This window comes from Amycolatopsis thermoflava N1165 (genome assembly GCF_000473265.1).
Taxonomy (GTDB): Bacteria; Actinomycetota; Actinomycetes; order Mycobacteriales; family Pseudonocardiaceae; genus Amycolatopsis_E; species Amycolatopsis_E thermoflava.
This window is the reverse complement of sequence record NZ_KI421511.1, coordinates 2160753-2177714: the sequence shown is the minus strand read 5'-3', so window position 1 is coordinate 2177714 and position 16962 is coordinate 2160753. Positions and strand designations below refer to the sequence as shown.

Annotated in this window: 16 protein-coding genes and 1 pseudogene; 9 read left to right on the top strand and 8 right to left on the bottom strand. The window is 73.8% G+C overall.

Features of this window, described 5'->3' with window-relative positions:
* Positions 1-6: 6 nt before the first annotated feature.
* The 4 genes from AMYTH_RS0110755 to AMYTH_RS0110740 form a co-directional block, all read right to left on the bottom strand.
* Positions 7-951: a TAXI family TRAP transporter solute-binding subunit gene (locus AMYTH_RS0110755; RefSeq protein ID WP_027930329.1), complete on the bottom strand. Its 945-nt coding sequence runs from the start codon at positions 949-951 to the stop codon at positions 7-9.
* 181 nt (positions 952-1132) lie between these two features.
* Positions 1133-2521 carry a sensor histidine kinase gene (locus AMYTH_RS0110750; RefSeq protein ID WP_027930328.1) on the bottom strand — a complete coding sequence of 463 codons (1389 nt, stop codon included), beginning with the start codon at positions 2519-2521 and terminating at the stop codon, positions 1133-1135.
* A complete protein-coding gene (locus AMYTH_RS0110745; protein ID WP_020418440.1) occupies positions 2522-3178 on the bottom strand; it encodes a response regulator transcription factor in 657 nt (218 codons plus the stop codon).
* A gap of 11 nt (positions 3179-3189) precedes the next feature.
* Entirely contained in the window at positions 3190-4500 is a 1311-nt protein-coding gene (locus AMYTH_RS0110740; protein ID WP_027930327.1) for an MFS transporter, read from the bottom strand.
* 219 nt (positions 4501-4719) lie between these two features.
* Between AMYTH_RS0110740 and fabG the strand changes: the two genes are divergently transcribed.
* The 3 genes and pseudogenes from fabG to AMYTH_RS44600 all read left to right on the top strand — a co-directional run bounded on the left by fabG (position 4720) and on the right by AMYTH_RS44600 (position 7309).
* Positions 4720-5424: a beta-ketoacyl-ACP reductase gene (gene fabG / locus AMYTH_RS0110735; RefSeq protein WP_020418438.1), complete on the top strand. Its 705-nt coding sequence runs from the start codon at positions 4720-4722 to the stop codon at positions 5422-5424.
* 35 nt (positions 5425-5459) lie between these two features.
* Positions 5460-6227 (top strand): enoyl-ACP reductase FabI, encoded by a 768-nt coding sequence (fabI, locus tag AMYTH_RS0110730; protein ID WP_020418437.1) that lies wholly within the window; start codon positions 5460-5462, stop codon positions 6225-6227.
* A gap of 46 nt (positions 6228-6273) precedes the next feature.
* Positions 6274-7309: pseudogene (locus tag AMYTH_RS44600) on the top strand (ferrochelatase).
* A 3-nt stretch (positions 7310-7312) separates the two neighbouring features.
* Here the strand turns inward: AMYTH_RS44600 and AMYTH_RS0110720 are convergent.
* Positions 7313-7633 (bottom strand): hypothetical protein, encoded by a 321-nt coding sequence (locus AMYTH_RS0110720; RefSeq protein WP_027930326.1) that lies wholly within the window; start codon positions 7631-7633, stop codon positions 7313-7315.
* Positions 7634-7851: 218 nt separating this feature from the next.
* Between AMYTH_RS0110720 and AMYTH_RS0110715 the strand changes: the two genes are divergently transcribed.
* From AMYTH_RS0110715 to AMYTH_RS0110695, 5 genes are read left to right on the top strand one after another with little or no spacing between them, the layout of a single operon-like run.
* Positions 7852-8721, top strand: coding sequence for a DMT family transporter (locus AMYTH_RS0110715; RefSeq protein WP_228684707.1), 870 nt, complete (start codon positions 7852-7854; stop codon positions 8719-8721).
* 49 nt (positions 8722-8770) lie between these two features.
* Entirely contained in the window at positions 8771-9376 is a 606-nt protein-coding gene (locus tag AMYTH_RS0110710) for a CBS domain-containing protein (RefSeq protein WP_027930324.1), read from the top strand.
* On the top strand, positions 9376-10257 hold the full coding sequence (locus tag AMYTH_RS0110705; protein WP_027930323.1) for a universal stress protein: 882 nt from the start codon (positions 9376-9378) through the stop codon (positions 10255-10257). The genes AMYTH_RS0110710 and AMYTH_RS0110705 overlap by 1 nt, the downstream gene beginning before the upstream one ends.
* A complete protein-coding gene (locus tag AMYTH_RS0110700) occupies positions 10254-12635 on the top strand; it encodes a phosphoketolase family protein (protein WP_027930322.1) in 2382 nt (793 codons plus the stop codon). Before AMYTH_RS0110705 ends, AMYTH_RS0110700 begins: the two co-directional genes overlap by 4 nt.
* A 5-nt stretch (positions 12636-12640) precedes the next feature.
* Positions 12641-13726, top strand: a complete 1086-nt coding sequence (locus tag AMYTH_RS0110695) for an acetate/propionate family kinase (protein ID WP_027930321.1) — start codon at positions 12641-12643, stop codon at positions 13724-13726.
* A gap of 106 nt (positions 13727-13832) precedes the next feature.
* On the opposite strand, the gene AMYTH_RS0110690 is transcribed toward AMYTH_RS0110695, so the two are convergent.
* The 3 genes from AMYTH_RS0110690 to AMYTH_RS0110680 form a co-directional block, all read right to left on the bottom strand.
* Positions 13833-15275 (bottom strand): bifunctional aminoglycoside phosphotransferase/ATP-binding protein, encoded by a 1443-nt coding sequence (locus AMYTH_RS0110690; protein WP_027930320.1) that lies wholly within the window; start codon positions 15273-15275, stop codon positions 13833-13835.
* Positions 15276-15412: 137 nt separating this feature from the next.
* Positions 15413-15784 carry an STAS domain-containing protein gene (locus tag AMYTH_RS0110685; RefSeq protein ID WP_027930319.1) on the bottom strand — a complete coding sequence of 124 codons (372 nt, stop codon included), beginning with the start codon at positions 15782-15784 and terminating at the stop codon, positions 15413-15415.
* A 57-nt stretch (positions 15785-15841) separates the two neighbouring features.
* Complete coding sequence (locus AMYTH_RS0110680; RefSeq protein ID WP_027930318.1) at positions 15842-16267, bottom strand: CBS domain-containing protein; 426 nt, start codon at positions 16265-16267, stop codon at positions 15842-15844.
* Between the two features lie 128 nt (positions 16268-16395).
* On the opposite strand from AMYTH_RS0110680, the gene AMYTH_RS0110675 reads away from it, so the two are divergent.
* A complete protein-coding gene (locus AMYTH_RS0110675) occupies positions 16396-16959 on the top strand; it encodes an Rv1733c family protein (protein ID WP_037323629.1) in 564 nt (187 codons plus the stop codon).
* Positions 16960-16962 lie beyond the last annotated feature (3 nt).

Below are 16962 nucleotides of genomic sequence, written 5' to 3'. Positions count from 1 at the left end.
CCTCGCTCAGCCGTGCAACGCGCGGTAGGTCGCCACGGCTCCGGGGTGCAGGGGAACGGTACCGGTTCCGATCAGCGAACGTACATCGAGAAACTGGGTGGCCACGGCCTGCGCGGGCACCAGGTGGGCCGCCCGCTGCACGAGCACGCGGGTGACCGTGGCGGCCACGTCGGCGGGCAGGTCCGGGCGGCAGACGAGCAGGCTCGCCACGCCGATGGTGTCGACCTCGGGGGAGCGGTAGGCGCCCGCGGGCACGCGCACGGCTTCCTGGCCGGGGCCGCGCAACACCGGGAGGTAGGGGGCCAGCGGCAGCAGGCGGATGCCGATCTCGTTGTCCAACGTGGACAGAACCGGCAACGGCACCCCGCCGGAGACGAGCATCGCGTCGATCCGGCCCTGGCGAAGGGCTTCGCCTGCCTCGAGCATCGGCAGGTGCCGGTCGACGATCGTGACCCCGGCCGCGGCGAAGAGCCGGTCGCCGAGGACGGCCGCGCCGGAGCGGGGCGCGCTGAGGGAAACGGTGCGCCCGGCGAGATCGGCGACCGAGGTGATGGGGGAGTCGGCGCGGACGGCGAGCTGGAGGTAGTTCTCGTAGACGCGGCCCAGCGCGCACAGCTCGATGCGGCGGCCGAACGGCGCCGCGCCGTCGGTGGCGGCGCCCGCGATGTCGGCCAGGCTGAGGGCGAGCTCGGCCGCGCCGGCGTCGAGCATCTCCAGGTTGGCGACGCTGGCCTCGGTCGGCAGCGCGACGGTGTGCAGGCGGGGGTGGGCGGCGTTCAGCTCCGCGGCGAGGAGCTGGCCGAAAGCGAGGTAGAACCCGGCTTCCTCCCCGGTGGCGATGCGCAACCGGCCCGCGGGCCCGTCCGGACGGGGCGGGGCGCCGGCCCCGAGGAGCGCGCCGGTGGCCGCGACGGCGATCCCGGCGCGGAGCAGACTGCGGCGGCTGGTCATGGGGTGGCTCCGCTGGGGTGGCGGCTGCCGGCTAGGCCGGAATCGCGCTGCGGCCGGCCCGTGCTCTTGCTGTCGCGCGCGGCAGTGCCATGACCCCCCGCCGCCTCCCCAGCGGGGGCAAACCATGACCAACCACCACACCCGTCTCCGCGCTGGTGGCGGGTCTCGGCGGGCAGAGCGCTCACAGGGCACCCACCTCCACACGAGGAAGCAGCACCCGCACCACCAGGCCGTGCGGCTTGGTAGCCCGTAGTTCGATCCGACCGCCCCGGCCCGCCGTCAGGCGCTCGGCGATCGCCAGGCCCAGGCCCGTTCCGGGCAGGTTGCGGTGCCGTTCCGCGCGCCAGAACCGCGCCTGCGCCTGCGCCAGCTCGTCCGCGGACAGCCCGGGCCCGGCATCCGCCACCGACACGACCACCCACGCGCCCTCGGCCCCGCACGAGACCGTGACCTCCGCGCCCGGCGCGTACTTCAGCGCGTTGTCCAGCAGCACGTCCAGCACCTGGGCCAGCTCGGCCTCCGTCGCCGCCGCCTGGGCCGGGCTCCCGGCGAACCGCAACGTCACCCCGGCCCGCTCCGCGGCGGGCTGCCACAGGTGCACCTGCGCCTCCGCCACGGCCGCCGCGTCACACGAGGCACCCTCGCCGGACACGGCCAGCTCGCCTGCCCGGTGCTCGGCCGCCGCCAGGGTCAGCAGGTCGTCCAGCAGGGCTTCCAGGCGGTCCAGCTCCCCGACCGCGCCCTCGTACGTGCGCGCGGCCGACGCGGGCAGCGACGACCCGAGCGCGTCGACCCGCAACCGCAGCGCCGTCATGGGGTTGCGCATCTGGTGCGAGGTGTCCGCGACCAGCTGCCGCTGCTGGTCCAGCGCCGCCGTCACCGTGTCCGACATCCGGTTGAAACCCGCCGTGAGCTGCCGCAGCTCGGGCGGCCCGGCCAGGTCCGCGTGCACCGGCCGCAGCCCCGCGGTCAGGTCGCCCACCGCGCGGTCCAGACGCCGCATCGGGCCCAGCACCCACCGCGTCGCCCCGAGCGCGAGCCCGGCGCCGGCCAGCGTCACCAGCGCCGCCCCGGCCAGCACCGCGAACCAGCTGCGCCGCACGTCGTCGGCGGCCGCCGCCACCGAGGCCCGCAGCACCACCGCGCCGGAGACCTTCGTGCCCGTGCCGGCCGGCCGCGCCAGCAGCACCGGCGTGCGCGACCACGGCCGCACGGTCGCCGCGGGCTGGCTCGGCTGGTTCCGCAACGCCGCGTCGATCAGGTCCGCGACCACCGGATCCGACGCGCTCAGGCCACCGGTCTCGGCCACCGGCGCGCGCCGGGTGGTGACCACCACGATCCCCTCGCCGTACAGCTCGGTGTACCGCGTCACCTCGGCCCGCAGCGCCGACGCGTCACCCGCGGCGACCGCCTGGTCGGCCAGCGCCGCGAACCGGTCCAGGTCCGCGGTCCTGGCGAGCAGCAGCTGCTGGGTGCGCTCGGTGGCGGTCACGGTCAGCAGCGGCAGCGCGAACCCCGCGGTCGCGAGCACGACGAAGGCCAGCAGGACGGCCAGTACCCGGGTGCGCACCTACGCGCCCAGCCGGTAGCCGAACCCGCGGATCGTGGTCAGCAGCTCCGGCCGCCGCAGCTTCGCCCGCAGCTGGGTCAGGTGCACGTCCAGCGACCGCGACACCGCCACGTACGCGTCGCCCCACACCTCGTCCATCAGCTGCTGCCTGCTCACCGCGGTGCCCGCCCGCCGCGCCAGCGCCGCCAGCACGGCGAACTCCTTCGCGGTCAGCTCGACCTCCGCGCCGCCCACCACGACCCGCCGGGCGCCGAGGTCCACCTCGATGTCCCCGACGACGACCACCTGCGGTTCCGGCCGGGCGGCCGCGGCGCGCCGGGTGACCGCCTCGATCCGGGCCAGCAGCTCGCTCAGCCGCACCGGCTTGACCAGGTAGTCGTCCGCCCCGAGCCGCAGCCCGCGCACCACCGACCGTTCGTCGCCGCGGGCGGTGAGCACGATGACCGGCAGCGTGCTCACCGCCCGCAGTTTGCGCAGCACTTCCAGGCCGTCCAGGTCGGGCAGGCCGAGGTCGAGCAGGGCCAGGTCGGCGTCGCGGTGGGCGAGCAGCGCGTCCTCACCGCGCCGCACCCGGGTGGGCTGGTGGCCGTGCGCGCCGAGCGAGTCGACGAGGGCATCGGCCACCCCGTCGTCGTCCTCGACCAGCAACACGCGCACGGCGGTACACACTACGACCGGTCCATCGCCGAGTCCTTGCTGGTGTCCCGCATCCGCACGTAGATGACCAGGGAGACGAACACGACGGCCGTCACGTACCAGAAGAACAGCGACTCGTGCCCGGCCTGCTTGAACCACAGCGCGATGTACTCGGCGGTGCCGCCGAACACGGCGACCGCGACCGAGTAGGGCAGCCCGACGCCCAGCGCGCGGATGTTGGTCGGGAACAGCTCCGCCTTCACCACCGCGCTGATCGACGTGTAGAGCGCGCTGATCGCCAGCGGCACCACCATCAGCACGAACGCGAACACCGGGTTCTTCGTGTGCGACAGCAGCGTCAGCGACGGCACCGTCACGAGCGTGCCCAGCACCCCGAACCCGATCAGCAGCGGCCTGCGGCCCACCCGGTCGGACAGCGCGCCGTACAGCGGCTGCAGCAGCACGAACACCACCAGCGCGAAGAAGTTGATCCACGCCGCGTTGGGCTTGCTGATGCCGCTGGTGTTGACCATGAACTTCTGCAGGTAGGTCGTGTACGTGTAGAAGAACAGCGTGCCGCCCATGGTCAGGCCGACCACGAGGGCGACCTCCTTGGGGTGCTTGGCGAGCGCCTTCAGCGTGCCGTGCGCGGCGCGGTCGCGGTCGGCCTTGGCGGCCTCGAAGTCGGCCGACTCGTCCATGCCGCGGCGCAGCCAGAACACGATCAGCGCGCCGACCGCGCCGATGCCGAACGCGATCCGCCAGCCCCAGCTGTCCAGCTGCTGCGTGGTCAGGACCTGCTGCAGCAGGATCTGCACCGCGAGCGCGACCAGCTGGCCCGCGATCAGCGTGACGTACTGGTAGCTGGAGTAGTAGCCGCGCTTGCCGCGCGTGGCGACCTCCGACATGTAGGTCGCCGAGGTGGAGTACTCGCCGCCGACCGAGATGCCCTGCAGCAGCCGAGCCAGCACGAGCAGCAGCGGCGCGGCGATGCCGATCGAGGAGTAGCCCGGCGTCAGCGCGATCAGCAGCGAGCCCGCGGCCATCAGGCTGACCGACAGCGTCAGCGCCGCGCGCCGCCCGAACCGGTCGGCGTAACGGCCGAGCAGCCAGCCGCCGAGCGGCCGCATCAGGAACCCGACCGCGAACACGCCCGCGGTGTTGAGCAGCTGCGCGGTCGAGTCGCCCTTCGGGAAGAAGGTGGCGGCGAAGTACACGCTGAACGCGGTGTAGGCGTACCAGTCGTACCACTCGATCAGGTTGCCGACCGAGCCGCGGAGGATGTTGCTCACCACGCGGCGCCCGGCGCGCCGGTCCGCCCCGGCGTCGATGCCAGTCGTCATCAGGAACTCCCTTGTCTCATGACCGCGGACCACGTTCGGTGGCGGGGGCCGCCGCGGACAAGGGAGTGCGCCGGAAGCTAACAATTCCTTAGGACGAAGACCCTCGTGACCGGGCTCACCGGGTTACTTCCAGGTAGTGGGCCGGGCGGTGCTGCCCCGCCTCCGGGCCGCCGGATAACCTCACCGGGCAACTGCGGGAAATCGAACGAGGAGTGTCACGTGGGACGGTCCGTACTGGTCACCGGCGGCAACCGCGGCATCGGCCTGGCCATCGCCCGGGGCCTCGCCGAGGCCGGGCACCAGGTGGCGGTGACGCACCGCGGGTCCGGCGCGCCGGAGGGCCTGTTCGGCGTGCAGGCCGACGTCACCGACAGCGAGCAGGTCGACGCGGCGTTCAAGCAGGTCGAGGAGCACCAGGGCCCGGTCGAGGTGGTCGTGTCCAACGCCGGCATCACCGACGACACGCTGCTGATGCGGATGAGCGAGGACCAGTTCACCCGGGTCGTCGACGCGAACCTCACCGGCGCCTACCGGGTCGCGAAGCGGGCCTCGCGGGGCATGCTGCGCGGCAAGTGGGGCCGGTTCATCTTCATCTCGTCCGTGGTGGGGCTCTCCGGCGGCGCCGGGCAGGTCAACTACGCCGCGAGCAAGGCGGGCCTGGTCGGCATGGCCCGGTCGCTGGCCCGCGAGCTGGGGTCGCGCAACATCACCGCGAACGTGGTCGCGCCCGGGTTCATCGTCACCGACATGACGAACGCGCTGACCGACGACCAGCGCAACGCGGCGCTGAACCAGATCCCGGCGGGGCGCTACGGCGACACCGCCGACATCGCCGCCGCGGTGCGCTTCCTGGCCTCCGACGAGGCGGGCTACATCAACGGCGCCGTGCTGCCGGTCGACGGCGGCCTCGGCATGGGCCACTGACCCTCTTCTCCCGAACCGACACCGAAAGGACTGGCGTGGCCGGACTTCTGGAAGGTAAGCGACTGCTGATCACCGGGGTGATCACCGACGGCTCGATCGCGTTCCACGCGGCGAAGGCCGCGCAGGAGCAGGGCGCGAAGGTCGTGCTCACCGGTTTCGGCCGGCTTTCGCTGGTGGAGCGCATCGCCAAGCGCCTGCCGGAGGAGGCGCCGGTGATCGAGCTGGACGTGCAGAACACCGAGCACCTGGACACGCTGGCCGACCGCGTGCGGGAGCACGTCGACGGCCTGGACGGGGTGCTGCACTCGATCGGCTTCGCGCCGCAGTCCTGCCTGGGCGCGCCGTTCCTGGACGCCCCGAAGGAGGACGTCTCGGTCGCGGTCGAGGTCTCGGCGTACTCGTTCATGTCGCTGACCAAGGCGCTGCTGCCGCTGCTGTCCCGGGGTTCCTCGGTGGTCGGCATGGACTTCGACGCGCGGGTGGCGTGGCCGGCCTACAACTGGATGGGCGTGGCGAAGGCGGCGCTGGAGTCGGTCAACCGGTACCTGGCGCGCGACCTGGGCCCGCAGGGCATCCGGGTGAACCTCGTCGCGGCAGGCCCGGTCAAGACCATGGCCGCCAAGTCCATCCCGGGCTTCGGCGAGCTGGAGGGCGGCTGGGGCGACCGTGCCCCGCTGGGCTGGGACGCCGAGGACCCGACGCCGGTCGCGAAGACCATCTGCGCCGTGCTGTCGGACTGGCTGCCCGCCACGACGGGTTCGATGATCTGGGTCGACGGCGGGGTGCACGCGCTCGGACTCTGACCCCTGAGCGGGCGTGGGGGCGGCCACAGCGGCAGAATCGTCTACCGTGAGTTACGACGCGCTGCTGTGGCTGTCCTTCGGCGGTCCCGAGGGACCGGACGACGTCATGCCGTTCCTGGAGAACGTGACGCGGGGCCGGGGGGTGCCGCGCGAACGCCTGCTCGAGGTCGCCGAGCACTACCAGCACTTCGGTGGCGTGTCGCCGATCAACCGGCTCAACCGCGAGGCGATCTCCGCGGTGGAGAAGGAACTCGCGGCGCAGGGGATCGACCTGCCGGTGTACTTCGGCAACCGTAACTGGGAACCGATGGTCGAGGACACCGTCGCCCGGATGAAGGCCGACGGGGTGCGCCGCGCGCTGGTGTTCCCGACCAGTGCCTACGGCGGCTACTCGGCGTGCCGCCAGTACGACGAGGACATCGAGCGGGCGCGCGCCGCGGTCGGTGACAGCGCGCCAGAACTGGTGAAGCTGCGGCACTTCTTCGACCACCCGCTGTTCGTCGGCGCCTTCGCCGACGCGGTGCGCGCCGGGCTGGAGCAGGTGCCCGGCGCGCGGGTCGTGTTCACCGCGCATTCGGTGCCGGAGAGCGCGGACAAGGCCGCCGGGCCGCCGGAGGAGGGCGGGCGCCGCTACTCGCGGCAGATCCACGAAGCCGCGCGCCTGGTGGCCGCGCAGGCCGGAGTCGCCGAGTACGACGTGGTGTGGCAGTCGCGGTCCGGGCCGCCGCAGGTGCCGTGGCTGGAGCCGGACATCGTCGACCACCTCGACGCGCTGCACGCCGCCGGGGTCCAGGGGGTTGTCGTCTGCCCGGTCGGGTTCGTCTCCGACCACCTCGAAGTGATCTGGGACCTGGACAACGAGGCCGCCGAGCGCGCCGCGGAGCACGGCATGGGCTTCGCCCGCGCGGCGACGCCGAACGGCGACCCGCGGTTCGCGGAGCTGGTGGTGGAGCTGGTGCGCGAGCACCTGGCGCAGGCGCCAGGTGCGGAAGCTGTCGGAGTTCCCGCTCGCCGGGTGCACCGTGAACGGCGCGCCGTGCGCGGTGGGGTGCTGCGAGCCGGTGAAGCGCCCGGCCCGCTGAGCGTCAGCCCGCGGCCACCTCGTCGAGGACTTCCCGCGCCCGGTCCAGGGCGGTGTGCCAGCCGCCCGGATCGGGCCGGGGGAAGACGTACTCCAGCTCGACGTCGCCGAAGGTGCGCGTGAGGTAGCGCTCGTCCCAGTGCGCGGGCTGCCAGTAGGCCTCGATGCGGGTCACCTCGCCCGCCTCGACGCCGTGGTCGGCCGAGACCCGCTCCCACGCCTGGCGGAAGGCGTCGACGGCCTGCGCGGGCGCGGACTCCGCGAACACCGCGCCGCCGCCGGTGGTGAACGAGATGAGGTTGCGGGCCGGGTCCACGTAGTCCATGAGGTTCCCCCTGCGGTCCGGACTGGAGACGCGGTGATCAAACCATGGACCGCTCCGGCGCGCCCGTCGGACCGGCGCATGGTGAGCGAAGCAGCTGGGCGAGCGGAACCGCGCGGGGCGCTGACCAACGGCACCCGGACGGGGACGAAGGACACTGGCCGGGCGGCCGGAGCGTCACGCATGCTCGGCCCACTCGGCCGGGAGGAACTGCTGTGTGGGTGTGCGTGGTGCTGGCGGTGCTGGCCGCGGCGGCCAACGCCGCCGGGTCGGTCCTGCAGCGGCGCGCCGCCCGGAACGAGCCCGCGGGCGGGCGCCTGAGCGTCGGCCTGTTGTGGGACCTGGCGAAACAGCCGGCGTGGGGGTTCGGCGTCACGTCGATGGTGGCCGGGTCCGTGCTCCAGGCACTGGCGCTGGCTGCCGGCCCGATCGTGCTCGTGCAGCCGATCCTCATCGGCGAGCTGGCGTTCGTCCTGGTCCTGACCGCCGTCTTCCGGCGCCATCGCCTCGGTTTCGGCGAATGGCTGCCCGTCGTCGGCGTGGGCTGCGGCGTCGCGGTCCTGCTCGCCGCCCTGCGGCCGGCGGGCGGGGATCCGCTCACGGCGTCCGCCGTCGGCTGGCTGGTGGGGTGCCTGGCGACCACCACGCTGGTCGCCGTCCTGGTGCACCGCGGCGCCGCCGTGGCCGCCGGCGGCCGCCGCGCGCTGCTGCTCGGCAGCGCGGCCGGGGCGTGGTTCGGGTTCACCGCCGTCCTGGTGTCGGCGGTCATGGCCGCGGCGCGCGACCCGTCCGCCACCGTGCTGTCGACCTGGCAGTTCTACCCGGTGGTGGTGGCCGCGCCACTGGGGTTCTTCCTGCTGCAGAACACCTTGCGCGCGGGGAGCCTGACCGCGTCCCAGCCGGGCCTGACCCTGGTCAACCCGCTCGTGGCGCTGCTGTGGGGCGTGACCGTGTTCGGGGAGAACGTGCGCGGCGGCGCCTGGGTGTTCCTCGAGCTGGCCGCGGGCGCGGTGGTCGTGGCCGGCACGATCGGCCTGGCCCGCTCACCGCTGCTCGCCGCGCACGAGAGGGCCGGAAGTCCCTCCTCCTGATGACCATGGCCCGCTGTGCGGCCGGACGCGGCTCCCTAGCGTCGGACACATGCGAGCACAGGACATCATGAGCGGGCCCGTCACGACCGTGACGCCGCGGACCTCGGCGAAGGATGCGGCGCGGATCCTGTCGTCCCACGGGTTCACCGCACTGCCGGTCGTGGACGACGACGAACGGCTGATCGGCATCGTCACCGAGGCCGACCTGGTCGCGGGCCGGCTGCCACGAGACCCGCGGACCCGCGAGGAGCGGACGGACCGCGCGCCGGGCGCCACCGTGGGCGAGGTGATGACCAGCCCGGCCACCGCGATGTCCCCCGGCACCGACCTGGCCACGCTCAGCCGCGTCCTGCTGGACGCCCGGATCCGCGCCATGCCCATCGTCGAGGGCGGCCGGGTCGTCGGCATCGTCACGCGCGGCGACATCGTGCGGGTCTTCGCCCGCAGCGACAGCGAGATCGCGGGCGACGTGCGCCGGCACCTGAGCATCTACGGTGGCCCCGGCCGGTGGCACGTGGAGGTGCGCGACGGCGTCGTGCACATCGCCGACGAGTTCGACTCCGAAACCGACCGCCACGTGGCGACCGTGCTGGCCGAGGCCGTGCCCGGTGTCGTCAGCGCCCGCGCGGTGGCGGCGCACCCGGGAGGGAACTGATGCACGGCAACGCGATCGTCGTCGGCGTGGACGGCTCCGCGGAGGCCACGCGCGCCCTGCGGTGGGCCGCCGAGGCGGCCCGGCAGCGCCGCGAACCCCTGCACATCGTCCACGGCTTCGCGCCGATCACCGGCTTCGACGGCGCCGGTCTCGCGGTACTGCAGCAGGCCCACGACGAGCTGGTCGACGCCGCCGACGACCTGGTCGCCGACGCCGTCCGGACCGCCCGCGAGGCCGGCGGACCGGATCTGACGATCACCACCGACCGGCCGACCGAGAGCGGAGCGCCGGCCCTGATCGAAGCTTCCCGCGCCGCGCGGACCGTCGTGCTCGGCTGTTCCGGCACCGGCGGGTTCACCGGGATGCTGGTCGGCTCGACGACCGTCGAGGTCGCCGCGCACGCGCGGTGCCCGGTGGTAATCGTCCGCGGGCGCGAGAACGCGGACGGCCCGGTGGTCGTCGGCGTCGACGGCAGCCCGGTCGGCGAGCGCGCGCTCGCCGCCGCGTTCGAGGAGGCGTCGTGGCGCGGCGCGGGGCTGGTCGCGGTGCACGTGTGGTCCGATGTGGACTCCGGGGGCTACCCGTCGATGGTGCCGATCGCGCTGGACTGGGAGGAGATCGCCGCCGACGAGCGGCGGCTGCTGGCCGAGCGTCTCGCCGGGTGGCAGGAGAAGTACCCGGACGTGGTCGTGGAGCGGGTCGTCGCGCGGGACCGGCCGCGGCGCCAGTTGCTGAGCTGGAGCGCCAAGGCCCAGCTGGTCGTGGTGGGCAGCCGCGGCCGGGGCGGGTTCCGCGGCCTCCTGCTCGGCTCGACCAGCCAGGCGCTGATCCACCACGCGCAGTGCCCGGTGATGGTCGTCCGGCCGGGGTCCGGCTCGTGAGCACCGCCGAGGCGCCGGCACGTGCCGCACTGAGCGGCCGGGAACTGTCCCAAGTGGACCGTCAGTGGCGCGCCGCGAACTACCTCGCGGCGGGCCAGATCTACCTGATGGACAACCCGCTGCTGCGCGAGCCGCTGGCGCCGGCGCACGTCAAGCCGCGGCTGCTCGGCCACTGGGGCACCTCGCCCGGCCTGACCTTCGTCTACGCGCACCTCAACCGGGCCATCGTGACGCACGACCTGGACGCGATCTTCGTGACCGGGCCGGGGCACGGCGGGCCCGCGCTGCTGGCGCACACCTGGCTGGAGGGCAGCTATCCCGAGCTGACGCCGGACGTCACACAGGACGCGGCGGGCATGCGGACCCTGTTCCGCGAGTTCTCGTTCCCCGGCGGGGTGCCCAGCCACGTCGCCCCGGTGGTGCCCGGCTCGATCCACGAGGGCGGCGAGCTGGGCTACTCGCTGGCGCACGCGTTCGGCGCCGCGTTCGACAACCCGGACCTGCTGGTCGCCTGTGTGATCGGCGACGGCGAAGCCGAGACGGGGCCGTTGGCCACGAGCTGGCACGCGAACAAGTTCCTCGACCCGGTGCACGACGGCGCGGTGCTGCTGGTCCTGCACCTCAACGGCTACAAGATCGCCAACCCGACGGTCCTGTCCCGGATCCCGCGCGACGAGCTGGACGACCTCCTGCGGGGTTACGGCTACCAGCCTTACCACGTCGAAGGCTCCGAGCCGGCGGCGATGCACCAGGCGATGGCCGCGACGCTCGACGACATCGTCGCCGAGATCCGGGGCATCCAGGCGGCGGCGCGGTCCGGCGCCGCGACCGGACGGCCGCGGTGGCCGGTGATCGTGCTGCGCAGCCCGAAGGGCTGGACCGGGCCGTCCGAAGTGGACGGTGTGCCGGTCGAGGGCACGTGGCGCGCGCACCAGGTGCCGCTGCCCGCGGTGCGGGAGAACCCGGACCACCTGGCGGCGCTGGAGCGCTGGCTGCGGTCCTACCGGCCGGAGGAGCTGTTCGACGCCGACGGGCGCCCCACGCCGGAGGTGACCGCGCTGATCCCGTCCGGCGTCCGTCGCATGGGCGCGAACCCGCACGCCAACGGCGGCGCGCTGCTGCGGCCGCTCGACCTGCCCGAGCGGCGCGATTACGCGCCGCGGGTCGCCGAACCGGGCACGACCGTGCACGAACCGACCCGCGTGCTGGGCCGCTACCTGCGGGAGGTGACCGAGCGCAGCGCGGGCAGGCGGAACTTCCGGCTGTTCGGCCCGGACGAGACGGCGTCCAATCGGCTCGACGCGGTCTACCAGGCCACCGGCAAGGGCTGGCAGGCCGCGATCGAGCCGGCCGACGAGCACCTGTCCCGCGACGGCCGGGTGCTGGAGGTGCTGTCGGAGCACTTGTGCCAGGGCTGGCTGGAGGGCTACCTGCTCACCGGGCGGCACGGGCTGTTCTCCTGCTACGAGGCGTTCGTGCACATCGTCGACTCGATGGTCAACCAGCACATCAAATGGCTGCGCAGCTCGCGGGACATCCCGTGGCGGCGCCCGGTGGCCTCGCTGAACTACCTGCTCACCTCCCATGTGTGGCGGCAGGATCACAACGGCTTCTCGCACCAGGACCCCGGCTTCATCGACCACGTGGCCAACAAGAGCAGCGAGGTCGTGCGGGTGTACCTGCCCCCGGACACGAACACGCTGCTGACCGTCGCCGACCACTGCCTGCGCAGCCGGGACTACGTCAACGTGGTCGTGGCCGGCAAGAACGACACCCCGGACTGGCTCGACGCCGAGGAGGCGGCGCTGCACTGCGCCCGCGGCGCCGGGATCTGGGAATGGGCCGGCACCCATCCCGGCCACGAGCCCGACGTCGTGCTGGCCTGCGCGGGCGACGCCCCGACGCTGGAGGTGCTGGCCGCCGTCACGCTGCTGCGGGAGCACCTGCCGGAGCTGGCGGTGCGGGTGGTGAACGTGGTCGACCTGATGCGGCTGCAACCGGACACCGAGCACCCGCACGGCATGACCGACCGCGAGTTCGATGCGTTGTTCACCCGGGACCGGCCGGTGATCTTCGCCTACCACGGCTACCCGTGGCTGATCCACCGGCTGGCCTACCGTCGCGCCAACCACGCGGGGCTGCACGTGCGCGGCTACACGGAGCGCGGGACGACCACGACGCCGTTCGACATGCTGGTGCTCAACGACATGGACCGGTTCCAGCTGGTGATCGACGTGATCGACCGGGTGCCCGGGCTGCTGCGGACGGCGGGCACGACCCGGCAGGCGATGGCCGACGCGCGCGCCCGGCACCGCCGGTGGATCCGCGAGCACGGCGAGGACCTGCCGGAGGTCCGCGAGTGGCGCTGGACCCGGTGAGCGCGATGCGGGTGCTGACGCTCAACCCGGGGTCGTCGTCGCTCAAGGCCGCCCTGCACGACGGCGACGTGGTGGACACGCGCACGTGGCAGGCGGCGGACGCCCGCACAGACGAGCGGGCCGTGTCCGAGGCGCTGGCGGAGTGGGGGCCGCCCGGCTGCGTGGCGGTCCGGTTCGTGCACGGCGGGTCCCGGCCGGGACCCGCCGTGCTCGACGACGCGGTGCTGCGCGAGCTGGAGCGGCTGAGCCCGCTGGCGCCGCTGCACCAGCCGCTGTCGGTCGACGTCGCCCGTGTGGTGCGCGGGCTGCTGCCGGGCACGCCGGTGGTCGGCTGCTTCGACACGTCCTTCCACACCGGACTGCCCGCGGCCGCCGCGCGCTACCCGCTGCCGCGGGCGTGGACGAGTCAGAACCGGTTGCGCCGCTACGGTTTCCACGGGCTGTCGTGCCGACACGCGCTGCGCCGGGCCGCGGAACTGCTCGACCGCGCCGAAGACGAGCTACGGCTGGTGGTCGCGCACATCGGGGCCGGCGTGTCGGTCACCGCGATCCGCGGTGGCGCGAGCGTGGACACCTCGATGGGGTTCACGGCCCTGGAGGGCGCGGCGATGGCGACCCGGTCCGGGTCGGTGGATCCCGGGTTGCTGCTGCACGTGCTGGAAACCGGCGAGGTCACCGTGCCGCAGCTGGCGCACGTGCTCCACCGGGAGTCCGGGCTGGCCGGGATGACCGGCACGTCGGGCGACCTGCGGGACGTGCTCGCGGCGCGGGACGCGGGGGACCACAACGCCCGCGAGGCCCTGGAGGTGTACGTGCACCGGCTACGGCGGGAGATCGGCGCGGCGGCGATGAGCCTGGACCGCCTCGACGCGGTCGTGTTCACCGGTGGCGTGGCCGAACACCAGCCCGGCGTGGTCGGGGAGATCCTCGCCGGCTGCGGGGTCCTCGGCCTGCGTGCCGCCCTTCCCGGGGGAAACGGAGACCGGGTGGTGAGGCCCGGCGACGGCCCGGCGGTGCTGGTGGTGACGGCGCGCGAGGACCTGGAACTGTGCCGCGGCGCGCTGTCGCTGGTGGGTGCTCGGTCCGGGTAGGCCATTGCGGAGGTGGCCAACCGGTCCTGGGTGCCCGGGAGTGAAGCTGAAATCGCGGGCTGCCGGCCCGCCCGCCACCTGCGCTGCGCCGGCCGAGGTGGGTGTTTCAGTCCAGGTAGGCCAGCGCCTGCGCGAGCGAGTCCTCGGTGGTGCCGGCCGTCAGCACGGTGTGCGCCTCCGGCCAGGGGTGCACGTCGGTGGCCATGTGCTGCAGGATTTCCGGCGTCGCGTCCGAGAGCGAGCCGGTCCGGGTGGCCAGCCGGTGGGCGGTGACCGTTTCCGGCGCCCAGCAGCGGAGCTGCGCCAGCGGGCTGCCCGCGCGCTCGGCGGCCTTCGCCGCGGCGAGCCGGTGGTGCGCCTCCGACCAGGAGGCGTCCAGCACGACGGTCTCGCCGAGCGCGAGCAGTTCGCCGGCGCGGTGCAGCATCTCGTCGTAGGTCAGTCTCGTCGACTCCGGACCGTAGAGGCCTTCGCGGTAGCCCGCGGCCGCGCTGTCCTCCGGAGTGATGCCGGCCAGCTCCTTGCGGATGCGGTCGCTGCGCAGCACCGCGGCGCCCAGCCGGTCGGCGACCGCTCCGGCCAGGGTCGACTTGCCGGACGCGGGCAACCCGCCGACGAGGATCATCCGCGGCCGTCCGAGCCGCAGGTGGCTCAGCGCGATGCCGGCGTAGGCGCGGGCGAGTCCGGCGGCGCTGTCGTCGCCCTGGGCGAACCGCAGGCAGGCGACCTTGACGCGCACGAACGCGCGGTAGGCGGTGTAGTGGTGGCGCAGCGCCGGGGGAGCGGGGTCGCCGGAGAACTCGGCGTAGTCGTCGAGGAGCTGCCCGGCGAGCCCGGCCGCGCCGAGGCGTTCGAGGTCCATGGCGAGGAAGGCGACGTCGTCGAGGCCGTCGACCCAGCGCAGCCGGTCGTCGAACTCCAGGCAGTCCAGCACGCGCGGACCGTCGTCGAGGCAGAAGATGTCGTCGGCGAGGAGGTCGCCGTGACCGTCCACAACGCGCCCCTCGCTCAGCCGCCGCTCGAACAACGCGTCCCGCCCGTCGAGGAACTCGCGGGTCAGCCGCTCGATCTCGCCGGCGGTCTCCTGGTGCAGCACGACGCCGTGGAACGGGCGGACCTGCGCGAAGCTGTCCTCCCAGCGCCGCCGGATCGCCTCCCGCGAGCCCTGCTCGCTGATGCGCGGCCCGCGTTCGGCGGCGGCGTGGAAGCGCGCCACCGTCCGGGCGAGCACGCGAACCGTGTGTTCCAGCGGCGCCCCGGCGCGGACCAGGGTGGACAGCCTGCGGTCCTCGGGCATGCGGCGCATCACCACCAGGTGCTCGCACACCCGGTGGTCCGGGCCGTGCAGGTCGGCCACGCCGAGGTACACGTCGGGCGACAGGCGCCGGTTGAGCTCGACCTCCCGGTGGCACACCCGTTCCCGCGTGGCGCGGTCGGTGAAGTCGAGGAACCCGAGGTCCACCGGCTTCTTGAGCTTGTAGGCGCGGTCACCCACGAGGAACACCGCCCCGATGTGGGTCTCGCGGACGTCGATCCCGGTCTCCGGCATGCCTCCAGGCTCGCCACCGCTGATCGGCGGCGGGAAGGGCAGGAAGTCCCAAGCCGAGCGGCTCGAAGTCCCTTGCACCGCGGGGCCGTCGTGTCCTGACCAGCGTCCTCAGTGGACGAAGGGCGCGAGCAGGACCGTCAGCAGCGCAGCGCGTCGGCCAGCGTGGGGCGGACGTCGAGCACCTCGGTGAGCCCGGTGATCTCCATCGGCCGCAGCACGCGCTGGTCGGAGGCGACCACCCGGACGCGCGTGGCGCCGCCGCAGCGCTGCTGCAACCCGACCAGCACCCGCATCCCGGCGGAGCCGAAGTACGCCACACCGGTCAGGTCGACGACCAGCACCGGCGGCAGCCGTTCGGCCGACTCGGTCAGGGCCTGCTCCAGGTGCGTGGCGCTGTCCAGGTCGACGTCGCCCGCGACCCGCACCACGAGCTCGCGGTCCAGGACGTCGACGCCGACGCGCAGCTGGTCGCGCCCCGGCCCGCCCCCGGGAGCACCTTGCTCAGCCATCACCGCACCAGTCTGGCAAACGCCACGCGGGCAGCACCAGTGCGCCGGCGCCGGATTTCACCGCACGGCCCGTGCGTTCAGCAGGTGCGTCAGCAGGTCGCGCCAGCTGACGATGCCGACCACCTTGCCGTGGTCGACCACCGGCAGGCAGCGCTGGTGCGAATCGACCAGACCGGTCGCCACCTCCGCGACGTCCGCGTCGGCAGGCACGGCCAGCGCCGCGACCCGCATCACCGACCCGACCGTGATCGCGTCGATGCCGAGCATGACACCGCCGTCCGGTCCGGTCCGGCCCCGCAGCTCCGGGGCGTACCGCGCGGCGGCGAGGTCGCCCTCGGTGACCAGGCCGACGAGTTCGCCTGCCGCGGTCAGCACCGGCAGCGTGGTGTAGCCGCGGTCGAGCATCAGCGCGGCCGCCTCCTCCAGCGTCGCCCCGGTGGTGACGCCGACGACCGGCGAGCTCATCAGTTCCCGTATCCGCATGCCCCGATCCTCGGCCGGACGCGGCGGCGCGGGAAGGGACGTAGGGCCGCGACAGCGGAGACCAACGGCCCTTCGCCGCGCGCCCGCCGGTGACGACCCTGGTGGTCAGGCGACACGAGGAGGATCCGGTGGAGACTTGGCGACCGCCGCGCCTGCGCGGCAACCCGCTGACGCGGGAGTCCGATCGCCGCGAACGGCTGGCGCTGCTCGTGGCCGTCACGGTCGTGGTGCTCACGGCACCGTTCGCGGCCCTGCTGGGCGACCGCGTGCACCAGTGGCAGGAGCGGCTGGCGGTGAGCCAGCAGGACACCCGCACCGCGGTGACCGCGACGCTGCTCGCCGACGCGCCCCCGCCTGCGGGCTACCCGGAGAGCGGCACCGCCCGCGTCGAGGCGGAATGGCCGCTTCCCGGCGGCGGCACCGCCACCGGCGAGGTCACCGCCCAGCGTGGCGCGGTCGCCGGCGACGCGGCGGCCATCTGGATCGACGAGAACGGTGAACCCGCGGCGCCCCCGGTGACCGCGGAGACCGCGGTCGTGAACGGGGTGACCACCGGCGCGCTGAGCTGGGCGGCCGTGATGGGCCTGTGCGGCCTCGGTTTCTGGCTCTACCGCCGGATGCTCGACCGGCGCAGGCGGGACGACTGGTCGGACGCGTGGGACCGGTTCGACAGCAGGCACACGCCGTTCTGAGGA